General features: G+C 42.7%; 22 protein-coding genes and 1 other annotated feature (1 of these 23 only partly in view). All 22 genes read right to left on the bottom strand.

Annotated elements, in window-relative coordinates; genetic code table 11:
* Positions 1-75: a binding site (T-box leader), on the bottom strand; it reaches 131 nt to the left of the window's first position.
* A 47-nt stretch (positions 76-122) separates the two neighbouring features.
* Positions 123-632 carry a DivIVA domain-containing protein gene (locus ACFO0S_RS04760; RefSeq protein ID WP_378140669.1) on the bottom strand — a complete coding sequence of 170 codons (510 nt, stop codon included), beginning with the start codon at positions 630-632 and terminating at the stop codon, positions 123-125.
* 80 nt (positions 633-712) lie between these two features.
* The gene (locus ACFO0S_RS04755; protein WP_378140668.1) at positions 713-1,498 is read right to left on the bottom strand and encodes a YlmH family RNA-binding protein; all 786 of its coding nucleotides are present in this window, start codon (positions 1,496-1,498) and stop codon (positions 713-715) included.
* A gap of 71 nt (positions 1,499-1,569) precedes the next feature.
* Positions 1,570-1,833 (bottom strand): YggT family protein, encoded by a 264-nt coding sequence (locus tag ACFO0S_RS04750; protein ID WP_378140667.1) that lies wholly within the window; start codon positions 1,831-1,833, stop codon positions 1,570-1,572.
* Positions 1,834-1,853: 20 nt separating this feature from the next.
* Entirely contained in the window at positions 1,854-2,333 is a 480-nt protein-coding gene (locus ACFO0S_RS04745; RefSeq protein WP_378140666.1) for a cell division protein SepF, read from the bottom strand.
* A 4-nt stretch (positions 2,334-2,337) separates the two neighbouring features.
* Positions 2,338-3,006, bottom strand: a complete 669-nt coding sequence (locus ACFO0S_RS04740) for a YggS family pyridoxal phosphate-dependent enzyme (protein ID WP_378140665.1) — start codon at positions 3,004-3,006, stop codon at positions 2,338-2,340.
* Positions 3,007-3,065: 59 nt separating this feature from the next.
* Positions 3,066-3,296, bottom strand: a complete 231-nt coding sequence (locus ACFO0S_RS04735) for a PRC-barrel domain-containing protein (protein ID WP_378140664.1) — start codon at positions 3,294-3,296, stop codon at positions 3,066-3,068.
* 62 nt (positions 3,297-3,358) lie between these two features.
* On the bottom strand, positions 3,359-4,138 hold the full coding sequence (locus ACFO0S_RS04730) for a sigma-70 family RNA polymerase sigma factor (protein ID WP_378140663.1): 780 nt from the start codon (positions 4,136-4,138) through the stop codon (positions 3,359-3,361).
* 81 nt (positions 4,139-4,219) lie between these two features.
* Positions 4,220-4,921, bottom strand: a complete 702-nt coding sequence (gene sigK / locus ACFO0S_RS04725) for an RNA polymerase sporulation sigma factor SigK (protein ID WP_378140662.1) — start codon at positions 4,919-4,921, stop codon at positions 4,220-4,222.
* A 14-nt stretch (positions 4,922-4,935) separates the two neighbouring features.
* On the bottom strand, positions 4,936-5,625 hold the full coding sequence (locus tag ACFO0S_RS04720; RefSeq protein ID WP_378140661.1) for a sigma-E processing peptidase SpoIIGA: 690 nt from the start codon (positions 5,623-5,625) through the stop codon (positions 4,936-4,938).
* A gap of 569 nt (positions 5,626-6,194) precedes the next feature.
* Positions 6,195-7,352: a cell division protein FtsZ gene (gene ftsZ / locus ACFO0S_RS04715; protein ID WP_378140660.1), complete on the bottom strand. Its 1,158-nt coding sequence runs from the start codon at positions 7,350-7,352 to the stop codon at positions 6,195-6,197.
* Positions 7,353-7,384: 32 nt separating this feature from the next.
* On the bottom strand, positions 7,385-8,674 hold the full coding sequence (gene ftsA / locus ACFO0S_RS04710; protein WP_378140659.1) for a cell division protein FtsA: 1,290 nt from the start codon (positions 8,672-8,674) through the stop codon (positions 7,385-7,387).
* A gap of 92 nt (positions 8,675-8,766) precedes the next feature.
* Positions 8,767-9,123: a small basic family protein gene (locus tag ACFO0S_RS04705; RefSeq protein WP_378140658.1), complete on the bottom strand. Its 357-nt coding sequence runs from the start codon at positions 9,121-9,123 to the stop codon at positions 8,767-8,769.
* Positions 9,123-9,848 (bottom strand): DUF881 domain-containing protein, encoded by a 726-nt coding sequence (locus tag ACFO0S_RS04700; protein WP_378140657.1) that lies wholly within the window; start codon positions 9,846-9,848, stop codon positions 9,123-9,125. Before ACFO0S_RS04700 ends, ACFO0S_RS04705 begins: the two co-directional genes overlap by 1 nt.
* A gap of 11 nt (positions 9,849-9,859) precedes the next feature.
* Positions 9,860-10,564 carry a DUF881 domain-containing protein gene (locus tag ACFO0S_RS04695; RefSeq protein WP_378140656.1) on the bottom strand — a complete coding sequence of 235 codons (705 nt, stop codon included), beginning with the start codon at positions 10,562-10,564 and terminating at the stop codon, positions 9,860-9,862.
* Positions 10,539-11,327 carry a cell division protein FtsQ/DivIB gene (locus tag ACFO0S_RS04690; protein WP_378140655.1) on the bottom strand — a complete coding sequence of 263 codons (789 nt, stop codon included), beginning with the start codon at positions 11,325-11,327 and terminating at the stop codon, positions 10,539-10,541. Before ACFO0S_RS04690 ends, ACFO0S_RS04695 begins: the two co-directional genes overlap by 26 nt.
* Positions 11,315-12,397 carry an FtsW/RodA/SpoVE family cell cycle protein gene (locus ACFO0S_RS04685; protein ID WP_378140654.1) on the bottom strand — a complete coding sequence of 361 codons (1,083 nt, stop codon included), beginning with the start codon at positions 12,395-12,397 and terminating at the stop codon, positions 11,315-11,317. Before ACFO0S_RS04685 ends, ACFO0S_RS04690 begins: the two co-directional genes overlap by 13 nt.
* A gap of 14 nt (positions 12,398-12,411) precedes the next feature.
* Positions 12,412-13,761 (bottom strand): UDP-N-acetylmuramoyl-L-alanine--D-glutamate ligase, encoded by a 1,350-nt coding sequence (murD, locus tag ACFO0S_RS04680; RefSeq protein ID WP_378140653.1) that lies wholly within the window; start codon positions 13,759-13,761, stop codon positions 12,412-12,414.
* Positions 13,762-14,733: a phospho-N-acetylmuramoyl-pentapeptide-transferase gene (mraY, locus tag ACFO0S_RS04675; protein ID WP_378140652.1), complete on the bottom strand. Its 972-nt coding sequence runs from the start codon at positions 14,731-14,733 to the stop codon at positions 13,762-13,764.
* 17 nt (positions 14,734-14,750) lie between these two features.
* The gene (locus tag ACFO0S_RS04670; protein WP_378140651.1) at positions 14,751-16,589 is read right to left on the bottom strand and encodes a penicillin-binding transpeptidase domain-containing protein; all 1,839 of its coding nucleotides are present in this window, start codon (positions 16,587-16,589) and stop codon (positions 14,751-14,753) included.
* Between the two features lie 91 nt (positions 16,590-16,680).
* Positions 16,681-18,888 carry a penicillin-binding transpeptidase domain-containing protein gene (locus ACFO0S_RS04665; RefSeq protein ID WP_378140650.1) on the bottom strand — a complete coding sequence of 736 codons (2,208 nt, stop codon included), beginning with the start codon at positions 18,886-18,888 and terminating at the stop codon, positions 16,681-16,683.
* Positions 18,885-19,247, bottom strand: coding sequence for a cell division protein FtsL (ftsL, locus tag ACFO0S_RS04660; RefSeq protein ID WP_378140649.1), 363 nt, complete (start codon positions 19,245-19,247; stop codon positions 18,885-18,887). The genes ACFO0S_RS04665 and ftsL overlap by 4 nt, the downstream gene beginning before the upstream one ends.
* A complete protein-coding gene (gene rsmH / locus ACFO0S_RS04655) occupies positions 19,248-20,198 on the bottom strand; it encodes a 16S rRNA (cytosine(1402)-N(4))-methyltransferase RsmH (RefSeq protein ID WP_378140648.1) in 951 nt (316 codons plus the stop codon).
* Between the last annotated feature and the right edge of the window lie 7 nt (positions 20,199-20,205).

Here is a 20,205-nt window from a genome sequence, read left to right as displayed (position 1 = left end):
ATCTGTTTGGGCTTGCACTATCCCCAAATCGCTAGTTTCCTGTCCTGGAACGGCTGTCTTTTTCACTGCCTTTTTCTATGTCATTATTATAAGTACTTCTCTATGTATCGTCAAGATTCTTATTAATCTTCGGATGCTGTAATTCGTTCAAGTGTGGTTGTGTCTACATCTGTTTCCATCAAATGATCCCAATCATCTGTGTTGATGAGTTCAAGTTGCGCTTCAATCAACATTTTGAAACGATTACGGAACACTTTAGATTGTTTCTTTAAATCTTCGATTTCAAGCGCAATCTTACGAGCTTTCGTTAACGCCTCGTTAACGATACGATCTGCATTCTTTTCTGCTTCTTTCACAATCAATTTCGCTTCTTTTTGAGAGTTGCGGCGGACCTCTTCAGCAGCTTCTTGAGCGACGACAATCGATTTTTGCAGTGTGGATTCAATCGTTGTAAAGTGACCCACGCGTTCACTGGTTGACTTCAATTGTTGTTCAAGTTCCTTCTTTTCACGAAGCAACAACTCAAAATCCTTCATGATTTGTTCTAAAAACTCGTTGACTTCATCTTCGTTATAGCCACGAAATGATTTACTAAATTCTTTCTGGTCAATATCTACAGGTGTTAATGGCATACGTACAACTCCTTCTGAACAATTCGTTACACTCATTATACCGTCCACTGTTGAGGAAAGCAGTAAAATTTCTTAAAAATTCACCTTTTTTGCTCTATTTTTAAGAGCTGCAGGCGGATTTTTTCTTTTTTCGTACGTCCTTCGACAAGCCCTATTTGGAATCGGCCAAAAGTACGCAAAGAAACGACATCCGATTCATTTAACACAAATGATCCATCTTCGACTACGGACCAATTGACTTTTACTTTCCCGCCTTTAATAAAAGCTGCCGATTTTTGACGAGAGATATTCCAAGCAGAAGCCAAAACTGTATCTAACCTCATCGAACTAAGAATATGGAGTTCAGTTAACCATTCTTCAGAATCTTTGTGAAGGACTTCTTCAGGAGCGGCATCTTCTGCTTGAACTTTTACTTTTCCAATTGATGTAAGGTTCGTTCGAACATAGTCACTGATTTCCTGTGCTGCCGCAAATTGAGCGACGCCGTCATGAACTCGAATATCACCAAACTTAGAGCGGTCGAGGCCGAGTGACATGAGTGACCCTAGCACATCCGAATGCTTCAGCGTTACAAATTTTGTCGGATAGGAAATTTTAAAAATTGTTATTTGTTCATCTTGTTCTTCCGGTTGATAATAATCAGGTGCGACAAGAACCCGCTGCCGTTCTGCATCTTGAAAACCGCCAAATGGAAATCCAACTAAGCCACGTTGCTGATACAACGTCTGTAAGATAAAGCGTTGTCTTGGATCTAGAAAATCTGTTAATCGGGGAGCATACCGATCTTCCACATCACGCGTTAAACTAATCATTGATTCAATATAAGGTTGTTCTTCTTTTCTAAAATGCTGAAAGATTGCATCCATTTGTGGTTACTCCCATTATGTTTAATTTCGTCTGAAAAACGCCCCACAATTCTGTGGGGCGAATCTGTCGTCTATAAAATCCAGCGAATGACTTCTAAAAATCCTTGAAAAGCGATTTGAAGAGCAAAAATCGCAATAATTGGCGATAAATCAATCATCCCAATCGGTGGAATAATCTTACGGAAAATTGATAGATAGGGTTCCACAAGTGTTCCTAAAAATTGACCAAAAGCCGATTGTTTCAAGCTTGGTATCCAAGACATCAAAATGTAGGCGATGATCATGTAAAGATAAATCTGAACTGCCCATGATAATACGTAAATCACTAAACCCATTCGTTTGTCATTCTCCTTAGCTATTGACGTTCGTCATAGTAATAGTCGGATATAGCTCCGTCCACTTCAATGGTATCTGGTGCACAAAGAAAAATATCCGTTCCAATCCGTTGTATATCTCCACCTAAAGCGTACACTGTTCCACTCAGAAAGTCGATAATTCTGATTCCTTGTTCCTTGTCAATTCGTTGAAGATTGACAATAACCGCACGTTTTCCTTTTAAGTGTTCAGAAATATCTTGGGCTTCTGCGTAAACACGTGGTTCAACTAAAATCACTTTCGATGACTTTTGCACATTCTGAATACTCACAAGGTTGGGTGTAGCCGCTTGGGAAGGCGCACTTGCAATTTTACGCTCACGTAACGATTTGGTAGGTTGTTGTTTTAGTTTCGGTTCTACTGTTTCCGGTGCAGGTTGCTTTTTTTCAACCGGACGTTGTTGCTGTTGCTCTTGCTCTTCTTCATCCATTAGAAAGAATGAGTTAAACCACTTTTTCATCGAATCACTCCCTTAGACTTCCTACTAATGCTGTTCCTATTCGGACAAACGTTGCGCCTTCTTCGACAGCTATTTGATAATCTTCAGACATTCCCATGGAAAGCTCTTTTATATCGTCAAATCCTTGGTGTTGTAATGAATCACGTAGTTCCCGTAAGGAGCTAAAATACCCTCTGATTTCTTTTTCTTTAGCTTCAAAAGGAGCCATGGTCATTAAACCAATAGGTTGTATCTTGGTAAGCGGTCCAATTCTCTCCAAAAAGGTTTTCACTTCATCCGGTGCCAATCCATGCTTCGATTGTTCACCTGACACATTAACTTGAATAAAGCACTTCACAGGTCGTGACGCTCTTTTTTCTATTTCGCTTGCTAAACTCATGCGATCTAATGAATGCAAATAATCGATGTGATCAATGACTTCTTTCACTTTACGCGTTTGCAGAGATCCGATATAGTGCCATACTGTAGAATCGGGGAGCAAAGAAAGTTTACTTAATAGACCTTCTGGACGATTCTCGCCTAAATGAAGGAGTCCCGCTTCTGCCACTTGAAGTGTTTGATCCGGAGTTAATGTTTTTGTGACAGCGATTAATCGAACAGATTTCGCACTTTTAGAAGAAGTTTGTTGTGCCTCTTGAATGACATATTCAATTTGTTGTTTTTGTTCAAGCATTGTTGTTCAACCACATTTCCTTCTCGTTTCACTTATTGTACCAATCGCTAGGGGTTTTATCAATGCCAGTTCCGATGCACAAAGACCAGTTCACTTCCTATGGAGTGAATAGAAGCGAACGGGTACGATTTGGTCTCCCCACTTTTTTGGAAGAGCCCACTTGATTTAGATACAATTAATGTCTGAATTACCCCTTTTTCTGTATCGATGATGGCATCTTCGATATACCCAAGCGTCTCCCCCGACTCTTTTTCTAAAACTAATTTAGATTGCAGATCAGAAAAATACATTCACTCACCTCTCTCTATTTATATGCTTATTCAACGAAAAAAAACTCGCCACATTGGGCGAGTTAATCGTTCATTTCATGACGTAAAAAGGCAAATGCACTTTTTTCTAACCTAGAGACCTGTGCTTGAGACAGATTATAACGCTTGGCTAGTTCTACCTGAGTAGCTCCATGATAAATACGTTCTTGTATGATTTGCAATTGCCGACTGCTTAAATGGCGTAGTCGCTCCTTTAACATAAAGAAAGTGGTCCACAGTTCTTCAGACGTACTCGTATCTTTTAACTGGTCTAAAAAATAGACCGATTCTCCTGACTCTTGATGCATCGGCTCATGGAGAGACATAGGTTCATGTAGAGCATCGAGAGCAAATAATAAATCTTCTTCCTTCCGGCCGAGTCGTTTGGCAATATCACTCATGGTCGGATCGTGATCTAGTTCTTTCATTAACTGTTCTTTCATGGTAATTACTTTATACGCAGTATCTCTTAAAGACCTCGCGATACGTAGGGGATGCTTTTCGCGAAGATGTCGCTTCATTTCCCCAATAATCATCGGTACAGCATACGTGGAAAAACGTACTTGATGCTTGAGATCAAAGTTTTGAATGGCTTTCATAAGTCCAATGCATCCGACTTGAAAGAGGTCTTCCGGTGATTCTCCTCTTCCACTGAACCGCTGAACAAGACTGAGGACGAGGCGCAGATTGCACATGACGAGTTCTTCTTTCGCTTGTTCCTCGCCTTTATGCATTCGCCGGAAAATATCCATCATATGTTCGTGACTTACTATAGGTAAAGAAGCTGTATCAATTCCTGCAATTTTGACTTTGACACCTGACATGTGATTTCACTCCTGCTCCCGTGACCTATACTCATTTTGTACGGGTAGAGTGAAAATATGCGGTCGTATGGATGTGTAATATTATCCAGAAATTCGAAGTACGGTTTGTAGACGAAGAATAATTTTCTTCTCGAGACGCGAAATATAAGACTGAGAGATGCCTAAATGGTCCGCCACTTCTTTTTGAGTCATCTCTTCTTCCCCAGTAAGACCGTAGCGGCAGGACATGATGTACTTTTCTCGGTCGGTTAAATCATCCATCGCTAAAAAAATACTCTCCTGATTTAACTTTCGTTCCACATCATCCAAGACGATTTCTTCACTTGTTCCTAAAATATCAGAGAGCAATAGTTCATTCCCATCAGCATCGGAATTGAGTGGTTCATCAAATGAGACTTCCGTCTTTTGCTTGTTGGTCTTGCGAAGGTGCATCAGAATTTCATTTTCAATGCAACGGGATGCATACGTAGCGAGTTTAATATTCTTCTCCAAATTAAAGGTCTCGACTGCTTTAATCAGTCCAATGGACCCGATGCTGATCAAATCTTCCATATTCGTCTTCGTGTTATCAAAACGCTTTGCAATATATACGACCAGCCGCAAATTATGTTCAATCAAGGTATCGCGTGCAAGGGCGTCTCCCGCTTTTGATAAAGTCAGAAGTTCGATTTCTCTTTCCCGGGTCAATGGCGTTGGAAGCGAATCTGATTGACCAATGTAATGAACCGGAGTTGTAAACCAATTAAGTACTTTTTGTACGAGTAATTTCCACCATTTCGTCATAAGCTTTCATCCCTTCATTGAAATGCATAATGATGCAATAGTACTTGAGATTCGAACGGGAAGTTGGTTTTAACAGGAGCTACATAACGACCTGCTAAAATACTTCCTTCTGATGACAAAGGTTCTACAATCTCGTAGAGAGGATACAAATCACTGGTCGTTACTGTGGATAAAGAAAGCAGTCGTTTCGTCTTGGCAAACAGTTCGGGGTATTGTTCAATCACATCTTGGCGAATAAAATGGACGGGTTCTGAACTTAACGGATCCGTGCACTGATTTCCTGTATCCCAATACCCTTTAATTGTGAGAGGGCCACACGTCACCTCCTTCACGAAACTCTTGGCATGGTGTTGAATAAACAAACTCTTCCCAACCCGGACCGTGAGGAGGGCAATGAGTAAGGTGATGAACAGCAGGAGAGGGCGTATGGCTACGAGTTGAATGACACCACCAATCGTGAATAGGAACATACATGAGATTAACATGAGCTTTAGTAGGGAGCGACGGTCCGATGCAAAGAAAAGAACAATCAAGACGGTGAGTAACAATAGACTCAAAAGTGGATACCAGATCAGTGGGAGGGACGAAAGAAAGAGAACAAATAGTTTAAGCCGAGATATCCGCAGCATAAGTAAGCGAGTGGCTGTCACGATGATGAGTAAGACTAGGAACGAATTGAGTAAGATGATCACTTCGATGTACATAGCCCACCTCCTGTCTTTAGTGTACGGAATGGTATATGCGAAGTCTGTCAAAGGATGGTGGGCAGAAATTTTTTGTTTCGACGTGGATGGCGGTGGAAGGGAGTGTGGTGTTTCGCGTGAAGAGTTATGCATGGAGTGTTTCGAAGGGGGGTGTTTCGCGTGAAGAGTTTTGGTGACTCTTTAGTTGGAGAGTTTTACTCTTGCACCTATTTAAGGCGAAGATGGCACCAGTCTATCTAGTTCGCACCAGTTAAGCCGATATTCGCACCAGTCAAGCCGATATTCGCACCAGTCAAGGCATTTTCTGCACCAGTCGCATTAGTTCATACCAGTGGCACAGATTTTCGCACCAGTTAAGCAGATATTCGCACCAGCCAAGTCATTTTCTGCACCTGTCGCATTAGTTCACACCAGTGGCACCGATTTTCGCACCAGCCAAGCCGAAAATCGCACCAGTCAACTCATTTTCCGCACTAGAAGTCCCAAAAAAAATTCATCCTCGAGCCATCCTTTCCTCATCTTTTACACAGAAAAAACCAGCCCCCTCATGGGACTGGCTCACATATGTCTTATCGACGATTACGGTTACGTAAGAATGTTGGAATGTCGAGAGCATCCTCTTCTTTGAAGCTTGGTTGAGAAGGGCGTTGCTCATGAACAGGTTCTTCCTCATAGCGTGTTTCACGTTGAGGCGTCGGCGATTGCTGTTGTGGCGCCGTTTGTGGACGCTTCATTCCGCCTCCACCCATACGAGATGGACGTTGCGTTAAAATTTCTTCGTTAAATCCAGTGGCAATCACTGTTACCACAATTTGATCATCTAAATCATCATTGATGACTGAACCGAAGATCATATTAACTTCTTCATCTGAAGCAGAGGCCACAATGTCTGCTGCTTCCTGTACTTCAAATAGAGATAAGTTTGAACCACCTGTAATGTTCATCAAGACGCCTTTTGCGCCGTCGATAGACGTTTCAAGAAGTGGACTGGAAATCGCTTTTTTGGCAGCTTCAGCTGCACGGTTTTCACCTGAAGCAATCCCGATACCCATTAATGCTGAACCTTTGTTCGACATGATTGTTTTCACGTCAGCAAAGTCTAAGTTGATTAGTCCAGGTACTGCAATCAAATCTGAAATCCCTTGAACCCCTTGACGAAGAACATTATCGGCTTCACGGAATGCTTCTAGCATTGGCGTATTTTTGTCAACGATTTCAAGAAGACGGTCGTTAGGAATGACGATCAGTGTATCGATAGCTTCTTTCATCATTGAAATTCCGCCTACCGCTTGCGTTGAACGCTTACGGCCTTCAAACGTGAATGGACGTGTCACCACACCAACAGTTAATGCGCCAAGTTCTTTTGCAATTTGAGCGATGACCGGTGCAGCACCTGTACCCGTTCCCCCGCCCATACCTGCTGTAACAAACACCATATCTGCGCCACGAAGCGCTTCTTCAATCTGCTCTTTACTTTCTTCTGCCGCTTTACGGCCGACTTCTGGATTGGCACCCGCACCTAATCCGCGTGTCAATTTGCCACCGATTTGAAGTTTCACAGGTGCTTTAGACATGTTAAGTGCTTGCGCATCTGTATTCACAGCGATAAAGTCGACACCTTGTACTCCGTGTTCGATCATGCGGTTGACGGCGTTGTTTCCGCCACCCCCAACGCCGATTACTTTAATAATTGCTAATGATTCATCATTTGTTTCAAAATGTAACATGCGATTGCCTCCTAATTCGTTTGTCGATTTCCCTATTCAAGAAATCGGTCAAAGATCCGTTTCAATTTTGATAATCCGCTCTCTTTCGATTCATCTGAAGAATCCGAAGCGGTTGTCGTTTTTGACTTTTGTTTAAGAGGTGCTTCGTCTCTAGCTAAAATAACACTTGGTGTACTATTCGCCAGACCGTAGTATAAATCCTCTTTATAAATGTATTGAATCAGTCCTACAGCTGTAGAAAATTGTGGCTCTCTCACACCGATATAATCAGGTGTATATATGCGCACTCGTGTCTGTAGTACGTGACGAGCAAGTTGGGCAAGACCCTCTAACTTCGCAACGCCTCCCGAGAGCACGATCCCCCCTGGTAAGTCGCGGACGCCGAGTCGGAATAATTCTTCCATCACCATTTCAAAAAGTTCTTCTAATCGAACGCCAATGATTTCAGAAATGTATTTTTGAGAATACTGCTCTTTCATATCCGCCCCAATTACAGGAACTTCGAACAACTCATCCTCGGACGCATCATCATAGAACGCATGTCCATACTGACGTTTTATCTGCTCTGCATGTTCCGTCGGGGTTTTCAAAACGATGCTTAAATCTTTCGTCATATGATCTCCACCAACTGGTACGACAGCGGAATGTGTCAAGTGACCATTACGGAATACGGAAATGGTTGTCGCTCCGCCACCAATATCAATAAATGTTGTACCATGGTTCTTTTCATCTTCGGTTAACGCGAAGTGGCCAGCTGCTAGGGGCTGCAAATAGATTTCTCGTATATGGAGGCCTGCACGTTCAACACAACGTAATAGATTATGTAAAATCGTTTTAGAAGTAGTAATCATATTTGCATCGACTTCTAAACGTGTTCCTATCATGCCACGAGGGTCATGGATTTCTTCGACACCGTCTAAGATATATTGCACAGGAATGATATTCAAGTATTCGCGTTCTGGCGGGATAGACATAACCTTCGCCGAATCAAGAACACGCTCTAAATCTTTTCCAGTCACTTCTTTGTCATCAGATTGGACGGCTACGACACCTTTAACTTGGTGAATCGAAGCTTGGCTTGCAGGAATTCCGAGGACTACTTCCTGAATCTCCATTCCTGCCATACGTTCTGCTTCTGCCACAGCTTTCTTAATGGATTGAACTGTCGCATCTATATCAACGATAGCGCCTTTTCGTATGCCAGTAGATTTTGCGTTTCCAACGCCGATAATGTGTACAATTTGCTCATTAATTTCTCCAATGATCACTTTGATCGAAGAAGACCCGATATCCAGTGATACATATAGTTCTGATGAATTCACGAATTGGCACCTCCTAAAAAAGGTATATACTTATCATTTTAGAGTATACAGAGTCTAAAGTCTAAATGTTTCTTACTAGTCTAACAATTATTTCATTTCACAGACTGCCTAGAGTCGGACCATTTTGTCAATAAGATCCGTCGGATGACCGCAATGTTCTGGAACAATCTGACACCAAATGCAAAAATCGCTGCGAGGTATAAATCGACACCGAGGTGTACCCCTAGAAATGCTAAAGCTGCAGCAAGTGCAATATTGAAGAAAAATCCGGATACAAACACTTTATCATCATACACTTGTTGTAGCTGGGCACGAATTCCTCCAAAGAGCGTATCCAGTGCCGCAAGAACTGCAATCGATAAATAACTTTCATAAGCTGGAGGAATTTGAAATTCCGTCATGAGCCCAAGAGAAATCCCTAGGATCAATCCGAGTAACGGTAACCACATTAGTTTTCGCCTTCCTTCCATTCGGATAAATGAGTGACATTGATGGGTTGGTCGTATGGCGCCATTTTAATGGTGCCGACCGGCTCTTCAATCGTCAATTGCAGATTGTCGATATAAAAATCGTCGGCAAGTCCACTCGCTTGAATTTGATTGATCACTCGTTCCGCCACATCAAGGGAATCCGTACCTACCCGAATATCAAACGGAGCAGAACGGATAGGTAACGTGTTAATGGTTGTACGTCCGTTTATATCGCGAATCGCACTTGGAAACACTAACCGTTTCCCATCAATTTCTATTGCCTTAGCCTGAAATCGATTCAGTTCATTGACAAACCGGACGAGTAAATCTGGAGAAACTGGTGAAATGGACTGTCCAAAAGCAATTGCTTCTGCTGATGGTTCCACATGAATAAGGAATCCTGGCCCAGAGTAGGCTTCGAGTCCAAGTTCGCGACGCAACTGAGCGATCGACTCTTCCACAAGACGCTCTGGACGATCAAGCGTGGATTCTTCATACTGTGAAGCGAGATCTTCAGTCTCTCGGATGCGTGTTAGAAGTTCCGAGTGGTACTGTTTTTCCTCGACTAATTCTTTGCGAATTTCCCATACATCCCGGGTATCTCGTTCAGCGGGACTTTGAATGGTGTTGTACTGGACCGCTAGCATAAAGCCAATCACAATCAAGATCCATGTGAAACGGGAGAAACCTTTCATTTTTGCCATATCATCTCCCCCTATTCCTCATGTCTTGAAGCCATAAATACTTCATTAAGCGTAGTGTTTTGTATGACAATTTGTTGACCGACTAATTGATCGAGAATGCCCCCGTTTAGTTCGAGCGCCTCTCGTAATGTAGTCTGGTCACCAATCGCTTCTACTACAAACGGGGCAGGGAATGTTTCACCATCTACTGTGATTACAGGTCCCGTACATCGAATGTAACTGGTGGCATGGATTCGTTTGCCGTTGATGCTGATGGCCTCTGCTCCTGCAATCTTTAACTCATTAATGACCATATATACATGCCCTTCATGAACAATATAATCATTTGGGTTCACTTGACTTGGATTATATTCCCCATCACTTAATTCGACACGGTACCCGGGGCCTTTCACAGAGACATCTCCGGTCAGAAGTCGCAGGGTCTCTGCTTCATTCACGAGTTCATCTAACGAAGCGTCTGAACCAATCTGTTGTTCATACTCTCGTATTCGGTTTTGGACATCTCGAAGTTCTGTAGATAATTCTTTATTTCGTTCTTTTTGCAGAATCAGCTCTTCTCTTGCTGCCTCTGTTTGTGCATAGGTTGAGGAGTCCACGGTACCTTGTCTTTCATTCTTTTGAGAGACACTGTAACTGAAAGCTAGAATAAAACCTAATGTGAGACTGACAAGAGAAAGCAAAATCTTACCTCTATTCGGCAGCTTCCTCTTCTTCAATTTGGATTTCCTCTCCTTCCTCTATATAGACCGCATCATAACTTTTGAAAAAAATGCCCACTTCCATATCCACAATTCCTTTTTGATCATCTGGAATCTGTTGAAGGATAGATGGGTAATGCCCGATGTTTTCAGCTAATTGAACAGCACTTGTGATAACAGTATTACCATCATTCATATAAATCGTCACTAAATACGGGTCGGCATTCGAAGGTGTCGATGTAATCTCTGAAAGAAGACCACGTTCTGCCACTCCTAGTTTAGATAGTTCGGCAATCAATCGATCTTCTGCTTTCTCATTTTGGAAGTCAAGGAGAGCAGGTCCATAAAGACTGCCGGCTACAGAAGATTCGTATACTTCACCATTACTTAAAACAAGTTGTTTTTCATTATCCGCCCGGAATCCCACGACTTCATGCTCTATAATTTGGATGCGCACAGTCGTCAAATCGCTTCGATTGACCTTCACTTCTGAAACGGCAGGATGTGCTGCTATTCTTTTAGCAATCTCGTTTGTGCGAAATCCCCACATGGACTCCCCTTCCGCCACACCACTAAGTTTTAAGATGTCTTGAGTCTCGACAATTTCAGTCCCTTCAATCACAATGAATTGAACTTTGCTCCAAGAGGATTGCAAGTATAGAATCAAGAACAAAGCAAGAAAGAAAAGAAACAAAAGAATAGAAAAGGTGAAAGTCATTCGTCGTTTCCTTTTTTTTCGTAGACTTGGTATGCGTTCTTCAATATCAATTATTTTTTCCATTCTTCTGCCTCCTTTCCCGAACCATATAAAGCGATGATCATTGCGGTGAGAATCCAACAAATGACAAGTGAAGTGCCTCCATAACTGATAAATGGAAGTGTGACTCCTGTCACGGGTAGCACACCCGTTACGACTCCTAAATTTACAAATGCTTGTATGAGAAGGACCGAGACCAGACTTACAATTGCATATCCATAAAATGAGGGTCTAAGTGTACTTGCCAAGAAGAAACCTGAGTATCCCCATACTCCATAAAGAATACATATCAGTAGACCTAAAAAGAATCCACTCTCTTCGACAATGAGCGCAAAAATAAAATCGTTTTGAGGCTCAGGGAGGTAAAGGAGCTTTTGGCGTGATTCAGAGAATCCCCATCCCATCCAACCTGCAGGGCCAATGGCTAATAAGGACTGAATCGCTTGAAATCCTGTACCAAGTGGGTCTTTCCATGGGTCAAGAAAAGCTGTAATACGTTGTAACCTATAAGGGGCGGATAAGATAAGCGCTGCAAAAGATACGCCTCCTACTATAGCTGCAACACCTAACAGCTTGAATGAGATGCCCCCTACATACAGTAAACAACCAAATCCAGCGAGTAAAAGAAACGTCGAACCAAAATCCGGCTGAAGCATAAACAAGGTGCCCGGAATTCCTACGACTGCTAATTGCATGAGAAGTGACCGTTTTTCCGCAACAAGCTTTGCCACAAATAATAGAGTGGAAAGTTTCGCGAGTTCCGCTGGCTGAAAGTGAATTCCAGCTAACGCAATCCAGCCTCGCGCTCCATTTCGAACGACTCCTAGACCTGGAATCCATACGGTGAGAAGTCCAACTAGACCAATGATATACAAGAACGGAATAATAGCAACCGGAATCCTCTGCCTTTGCATCCACAAAAACACACTAATTCCAATCACTAAATACAAGAGCTGCTTCAGGTAAAAAGGGACTTGATCAGGATAATGAATACTCGACCAATAGCTCGCCGCACTCGCAATATAAACGAGACCAATAAGACTTAAACCACATGTTGAGCCAACAAGTAAACGAATCGCGTGACGCGGATGCAATACGCCATCCTTTCTTAACTTAATTCGTTGAAGAGCGCAATAAACTCATCCCCGCGAATTTCAAAGCTTTCATACTGGTCCCAACTTGCACTTGCGGGTGAAAGTAAAATGACATCACCTTCTGCCGATAAATCAATTGCCTTTTGAAATGCTTCAGACAGTGTGTTGAAAGGGTACCCAGCTACCCCCTGCATATCAGCAAATTGTTGCAGACGTGACTTCGTTTCTCCAAAATGTACTATTGCTTTAACACGTGACAGGTACGGAATCAGTTCATTAAACGAATGGTCACGTTCTTTTCCGCCCGCAAGAAGAATGACAGGCTTTGTAAATCCTTCTAGAGCACTCTTGGTAGCTAAGGCATTGGTTGCTTTCGAATCATTATAGAACAGTCGATTCTGCCATTCTCCGACATATTGGGTGCGATGTTTCACACCCGCAAATGTTTGAACAGTGTGACGAATCTGATTAAGTGGTGCATTCATAACGAGGGCAGCCGCTGTTGAAGCGAGTATATTTTCTAAGTTATGGGCACCGGGCAGGCGAATTTCATCACGGCGATATACTGGTTCACCTTCGAAATAGATCCAGTTCTCATCCGCACTCATCCCATCGTCATGACGAGCTGATACGTAAAAAGGAATTTTACGGCTTGCCACATGTTTCAATCGTTCAACTAAAATCGATTGTTCTCCGTTATAAATCACCACGTCTTCTGCTGTATGGTTTTTCACAATGGCAAGTTTTGCTTCTCGGTATTCTTCTAGATCTTTATGGTAATCCAAATGCGCTTCATAAATATTCGTCAAAATAGCAATCGAAGGTTTTAAGTTTACCGTACCCATCAGCTGGAAAGATGACAGTTCAGTTACGATTACATTATTTTTTGTTGCAGACTTCGCTACAGTTGTCGCAACTGTTCCTATATTCCCAGCAACAAGCGGTTCCTTGGGACCTTTTGACAGCATGTCGACAAGCAAGGTCGTTGTTGTAGTCTTCCCATTTGAACCGGTGATAGCGATCATTTCTGCTTCACTGATTCGGTAGGCCAGCTCCACTTCCGTCCAGATGGGAATATCACGTTTTAATGCTTCTGCAATCACTGGGTTTGTGTAAGGAATGCCTGGATTTTTGACAATCAGTGAAAAGCCTTCATCAAGTAAATTTTCAGGGTGGCTACCGCATATGACGGTCATTCCAAGCTTTAACAAGTGTTGAGCATACGTATTTTCTTCAAATGGTTTGGCATCGTTCACTGTCACGAAAGCTCCCAGTTCATGAAGCACTTCAGCTGCAGCTGTTCCACTTTTCGCTAGACCGAGAACTAAGACTTTTTGATGATAGAGTTCCTTGACCGTTTTCATTTATATGACCTCCACGAACAGAACAATACAAGCTGCAATAAAACCGACAGTCCAGAACACATACACGACTTTTTGTTCGGACCAGCCTGAAAGTTCAAAGTGATGATGAATCGGACTCATTTTAAAAATACGTTTGCCAGTTGATTTAAAACTAATGACTTGTATGATCACAGATAATGTTTCAATCACAAAAATGATTCCGACTAGCAACAGTAATAGTTCTTGTTTAAGAATGATTGACAGCATCGCCAGGGCTCCACCTAGAGCCAGCGATCCCGTATCTCCCATGAAGATTTTCGCTGGATTTGAATTGAATATTAAGAATCCTAGGAGAGCACCTGTTACGGCAAATGCAAACAATGCTGTATCGTACTGGCCATATAAAACTGCCAAAATGCCAAAGGCAGCAAATGCAATAGAAGCTGTACCACTCACGAGACCATCTAGACCATCTGATAGATTGACAGCGTTTGAAAAACCAACTAGCCAAAAGATGATAAAGATGACATAGAATATACCTAAATCGATTGTCGAGTTAGTAAATGGTATTGCCACCGTTGTATCAAACGGACCAAGCTGTAATAAGAAGAAAGCCGCAACGGATAAGAGAATCTGTCCAATCAATTTTTGAAGAGACGTTAGCCCTAGATTGCGTTTCATGACCACTTTGATAAAGTCATCTAAAAATCCAACAGCCCCAAATCCAACAAAGACCAATAGTAAAACGAGGGTCTGTGTAGTAAACAGGTCTGTATATAGAGAAATAGCAAGCGTCGAAATCACGATCGCTGTCATGAAAATGAGACCACCCATGGTCGGCGTCCCTGCTTTTTTCATATGCGATTCAGGTCCTTCTTCTCGAATGCTCTGGCCAAATTTCATTTTCCGAAGATAGGGAATGAAAATTGGGGCGAGAACCGCTGTAAGTGCGAAACTTGCTGCTAATGTGAGTAGGATAAGAACGATAGACATGGAATAGACTCCTTTAGTTAATCAGTATAAAGATGAATAGTATAAGGAGGACGACTTGGTTCTCCGGCCTTTGGCAACTGGTCGATGACTTTATTTCCATCTCCATGCCATATCAATTGAAAAGGATAGTCAAGAGGAAGCACGCTTTCTTTCGTCTCTCCTATCAATTGAGGAACGATGGTTTCAGGCAAATCGTTCCATGTTTTCTTTTTTTCAAATAACGCGGGTGAATCTTCTGCAATGTCTTCAAACAGTTCTCCAACAATAGGAGCCGCTATCGTTCCGCCAAATTGATTGGAACCTTCTGGCGCATCAATGGCTACATAAACGAGATACTCCGGGTCTTGTACTGGAGCAAATCCTATAAAGGACACGATGTATTCCCCATCTAAATAGTGGCCATCTACTGCCTTTTGAGCTGTTCCTGTCTTACCGCCGACGGACAAATACGATCGGTAGGCTTGTTGACCAGACCCATGTGCGACGACTTCTCCAAGTGTTTCTCGAACTTTTTTAGAGGTTTCTGGTGAAATTACACGACGCTTGAGTTCTGGAAACGTTTCAGCGACCACTTCGTTTGTATACGGATCAATCGTACGAGAAACAAAGTACGGTTTGACGAGGTGTCCCCCGTTGAGCGTCGCAGCGATAGCTGCTACTTGTTGAAGAGGTGTAACGGAAATACCTTGACCAAATGATGTGGTCGCATGTTCTAGCGGACCGTACGCCTCTTTTGAGAATAAAATCCCTTTTTGTTCCCCTGCCAAACCAGATTCAGTGGATGCGCCAAAACCAAAATTCCGAATATACGATTGCAAGCGTTCTTCCCCAAGGCGATGACCAAGTTCAATAAATCCGGGGTTACAGGAATTTTCGACCACTTCTAAAAAGGTCTGACTTCCATGGCCTTGACGCTTCCAACAACGCAGTCGGTGCCCTGCCACATGGGTATATCCCGGATCATGAAAATGTTCATGTTCTAAATCCACCAAATTTTCTTCGATCGCTGCACTTAAGGTGATGATCTTAAATGTGGATCCCGGTTCAAATGTCATCGTCACAGGTAAATTTTTATAGATGACATCCGGACTTGCGCTTTGATAGTCCTCTGGTTGGTACGTAGGCAAAGACACTACGGCAAGAAGTTCCCCTGTTTTGGGATTCATCACGACACCAATTGCTTGCTTTGCTTTGTAAGCCTCCATTGCTCGTTGCAATTTTGCTTCGAGCAATTGTTGAATGGCCAAATCAATGGTCAACTGCAGATGATACCCTCTTCTGCCAGGATTCCACTCATCCGGATTTGAGGGAGCCCGCTTGCCTTTGGCATCCGTATATATCTCTAAATTACCATTTATACCTTTTAAGACATGATCATATGTGTATTCTACTCCTGCTAATCCTGAACCGTCTGCCCCCGTAAAGCCAAGTACCGAAGCAAGCAGACTGTTATATGGATAACTTCGCTTAAACGCAAGACTGGAATAAAGCCCTTCTACACCAAGCGTTTGAAGTTCGGCAACATCATTTTTCGTTAGTGCTTGGGATGTGCTACGCAGATGGTTTAAGTAACTTTTTCGTTCGACCTCTTTGCGAACGACAGTTTCAGGCAACCCACTTCGTTCCGTAAGTTCCCTAATTAACAGATCTTTATCTTCCAATTGTCCAGGCATCACGTGAAGAGAGGGATGAAGTTGGTTTGTAACTAATACCTTACCTTCTCTGTCCAGAATCAACCCACGTTCCGTTTGTTGTGGAACTTGACGATTCCAACTGGTAAGCGCCTTATCGTGCAGTTCCTCGTATTGCCAAACTTGAATATACAGGAGTTTGACAAGAATCGCCACAAAGAGCATAGCCAGTATAAAAATTAATTGTCGTTTTCTTAAAAAAAAGTGGGAACGAATAAAATGACCTCCTGCCCCACTTTATGATTGGATTGACAGCTTATTCGTCTTCTATTGGTTCAGATTCGCCTTCCATCTTGATGGGTTCACTTGTATAGGCTTCCTCAGGACTGGAAAGTTTAACGACAATTGGCACGCTTCCATCTGCAATCGTTCCTGCCGTGACACTTTGACTGACCACAAATCCGGAACCTGTTCGTTCCATTGGGATTCCTGACAACTGTTCCATCACCTGAACTTCACGGGATGACCAGCCAGACATGTCGGGAACCGTTACGGCTCCACTTCCACGTAAAAAGATTTTATTTCCAGTGACTACTTTCGTATCACGGTGTGGGTACTGGGAAGTAATATTGCCTTCCGCTCCAAGCGTGATCACCTCAAGACCCAATGCTTGTAATTCGGACTGGACATCTGCAACTGGACGATTTGTGTAATCACCAACCTCCACTTGCTGTCTCTCTGTAAAATCCATCGGTGTAATATTCAAATACTTTAATGCATTTTCAGTCACATATTTATAAATATAAGATGTCGGGTCTGAACCCACTTCCGTCGGCTCAATTTTAGGTTTATGAACCGCTACATAAACGATTAATTCCGGATCTTCAACAGGAGCCATTCCAAGGAACGAATAGAGGAAGAGCTGTCTCCCCCATAAGTACTGTCCATTGGTATCTGGAATTTGGGCAGTGCCTGTCTTCCCAGCTGAAGTATACGAATCCAATTTAAACTTTTGGGCAGTCCCCGTTTCACTGGTGACCGTACTCGCTAAAATTTCTTTTACATGGTTCGCTGTTGCTGCCGATATAGGAGAAGGCTTCGATACAGGCTCGTGATCTAATAGGTTCTCGCCTGTGTTTGGATCCACTACTTTATCGATGATAAACGGTTGATACATCGTTCCTTCATTTGCAATAGCCGTCATCCCTTGGATAAGTTGAAGGGGTGTTACTGTTGTTCCCTGTCCGTATGCCGTAGTCAATCGGTTAATCGGGTACCGATCACTTATGATTCCAGCTGCCTCATTCGGCAATTCAATTCCAGTCTTTTCTCCAAATCCAAATGCTTTGATGTAATCGATAAATACGTCATCTCCTAGACGCTCTAACAAATAGGCCATCGCTACGTTAGATGACCGTTGGAATCCTTCTAAATAGGTAATGCTTCCCCATCCTACCACATTGTGATCATAAATCGTGCGGTCTAATAACCGATACGATCCGGATTTGTACCATGCATTGGGGTCCCATTTACCTTCCTCAATGGCTGCTGCCAATGTAAATATTTTCATGGTCGATCCCGGTTCTATCGTATTCTCTACAGACTCATTGAGCCAGTTTGTCGTCAGTCCTTCACGCGTATTTGGATCAAACGTTGGACGCTGCGTCATGGCGAGAATCTCACCCGAGTCTGCTTTTACGACGAGGGCAGTCACTTTTTCCGGTTCATACTGTTCTTGTACATCGGTAACCGCTTCTTCTAAGAAGTTTTGAATTGTACGGTCATTTGTCAAATAAATATCGGCACCATTTTTTGGTTCTGTGATGAGTTTATCAGAGGAAGGTAGTAAGAAGCCTCGACGATCACTCTGATACTCGAGCATTCCTGGTGTTCCGGTCATCACCTTATCATAGATGCGCTCCAGACCCATCTTTCCAATAAGTCGTTCCTTCTTCTCTTCGGTTTCTTCTTTGATGGCAAAACCAATTAAATGGGATGCAAAACTACCATTTGGGTAATGACGCTTTAAGTCTTTGTCAAATTGAATCCCCGGGATATTCTGCGAGCGAATCTTTTGCATGACCTGGTGGGAAAGGTTACGACCTGCTGCTCCAAATTCGACTTGGTACCGTTCATTGTCAATCCCTTCTTGTAAACGGGTGGCAATATCCTCTGCACTCATATCGATGTATGCACTCAATTTTTCAGCCGTCTGTTGAACATCAATGACGTGCCTTGGGTCATGCGCATTTACAGTGGCTGACTCACTTAGCACAGCAAAAATCTTATAACTTAAAGTATCTTCTGCAAGCACGTTGCCATTTCGGTCCTGAATCGTCCCGCGGTGTGCTTCAAGAATTTGTGAACGGTTGTATTTTTCTTCTGCTCGTTGTTCTAGAACTTCCCCATTGACGATTCCTGTCGTTTGAATGTAGATAAATCTACCTAATAATAAGAAAAAGAGCCCTCCATAGAATAAAAACAGTAGGAAGGCTCCCCATTGAAAACGCACTTTTTTGTTCATTCACCAGACACAACCTTCACATTTTTCTCATTTAGTGTTAAGCCTAGTTCTTTTGCTTTTAGCCAAATTCTTTCATAGCTAGAAAGCTCCGCAACTTGAATGGAAAGGTCGGTATTTTCTCGGTTCACCGTGTCGATCTGTCGTTCCATCTGTTGAATCTGAAGGTCGACAGCACGCACGTCCGATTGTGTTTGGACGATGAAAATCATGAGTACTGCACATATTGCCACGAAAGCAGCAAAAAGGATTTTTTCTCCCTTAGTAAAGAATTTCTTATGTGTGTTAGGAGATGTGTATGTATCAGAGACTGAGGGACGTTGTATGTATGGATTTGGTTGAACCGGTTGTCGCAGCGCCATTTAAAAACTCCCCTTTTCCTCTAATTTTTCAATAATACGTAGTTTTGCGGACCGAGAGCGATTATTAACAGCCAATTCTTCTTCGCTTGGAACGATTGGTTTACGTGTTACTAACTTCATCTTTGGCTGTAATTCTTTTGGAATCACTGGTAAATTCGGAGGAAGCTCCGGAAGACTGGAAGCTTCTTTAAACATCGTTTTTACTAGACGATCTTCTAATGAATGGAATGTAATAACGGCGATACGACCTTTTGGTTTTAAAAGTGTTAGCGCATCTTCAAGAGAATCTTCCGCAGCACCTAATTCATCATTTACAGCAATACGAATGGCTTGGAAAATGCGTTTGGCAGGATGTCCGCCCGTACGACGGGCTGCCGCTGGAATTCCACGCTTAATGAGTTCGACTAATTCAAACGTGGTCTCAACTGGTTTCTCTTTACGTGCTCGTTCAATTTCACGTGCGACTTGTTTTGAGAACTTCTCTTCCCCGTATCGGAAAAAGATTTTGACGAGTTTCTCGTAAGGCCATTCGTTCACCACATGATAGGCGGAAAGTTCACTCGTTTGATCCATTCGCATATCTAGAGGTGCATCGTGATGATAACTAAAACCGCGTTCGGGTGTATCAAGTTGTGGCGAAGAAACACCTAAATCATATAGAATTCCATCTACTTCTCTTACATCAAGTTTTGCTAACTCTTGTTTGAGGAAGCGAAAATTGGAGTGAATAAACGTGACGCGATCTGTATACTCTTTTAATTTTTCTTTTGCGTTTTCTAGTGCTGTTGTGTCTTGATCAAAACAGTAGAGATGACCTTCACTTGATAATTGGTTGATGAGATACTCGCTATGACCTGCTCCGCCCAGGGTACAGTCTACGTAGATGCCATCCGGACGAACCGCAAGGCCATCTACCGTTTCAGCAAGCAAGACAGTTGTATGGTTAAACAAGCGGCTT

The sequence above is a fragment of the Chryseomicrobium palamuruense genome (genome assembly GCF_042649045.1).
Taxonomy (GTDB): Bacteria; Bacillota; Bacilli; order Bacillales_A; family Planococcaceae; genus Chryseomicrobium; species Chryseomicrobium palamuruense.
Note: the sequence above shows the minus strand (reverse complement) of the source record. Positions and strands in the feature narration are given on the sequence as shown.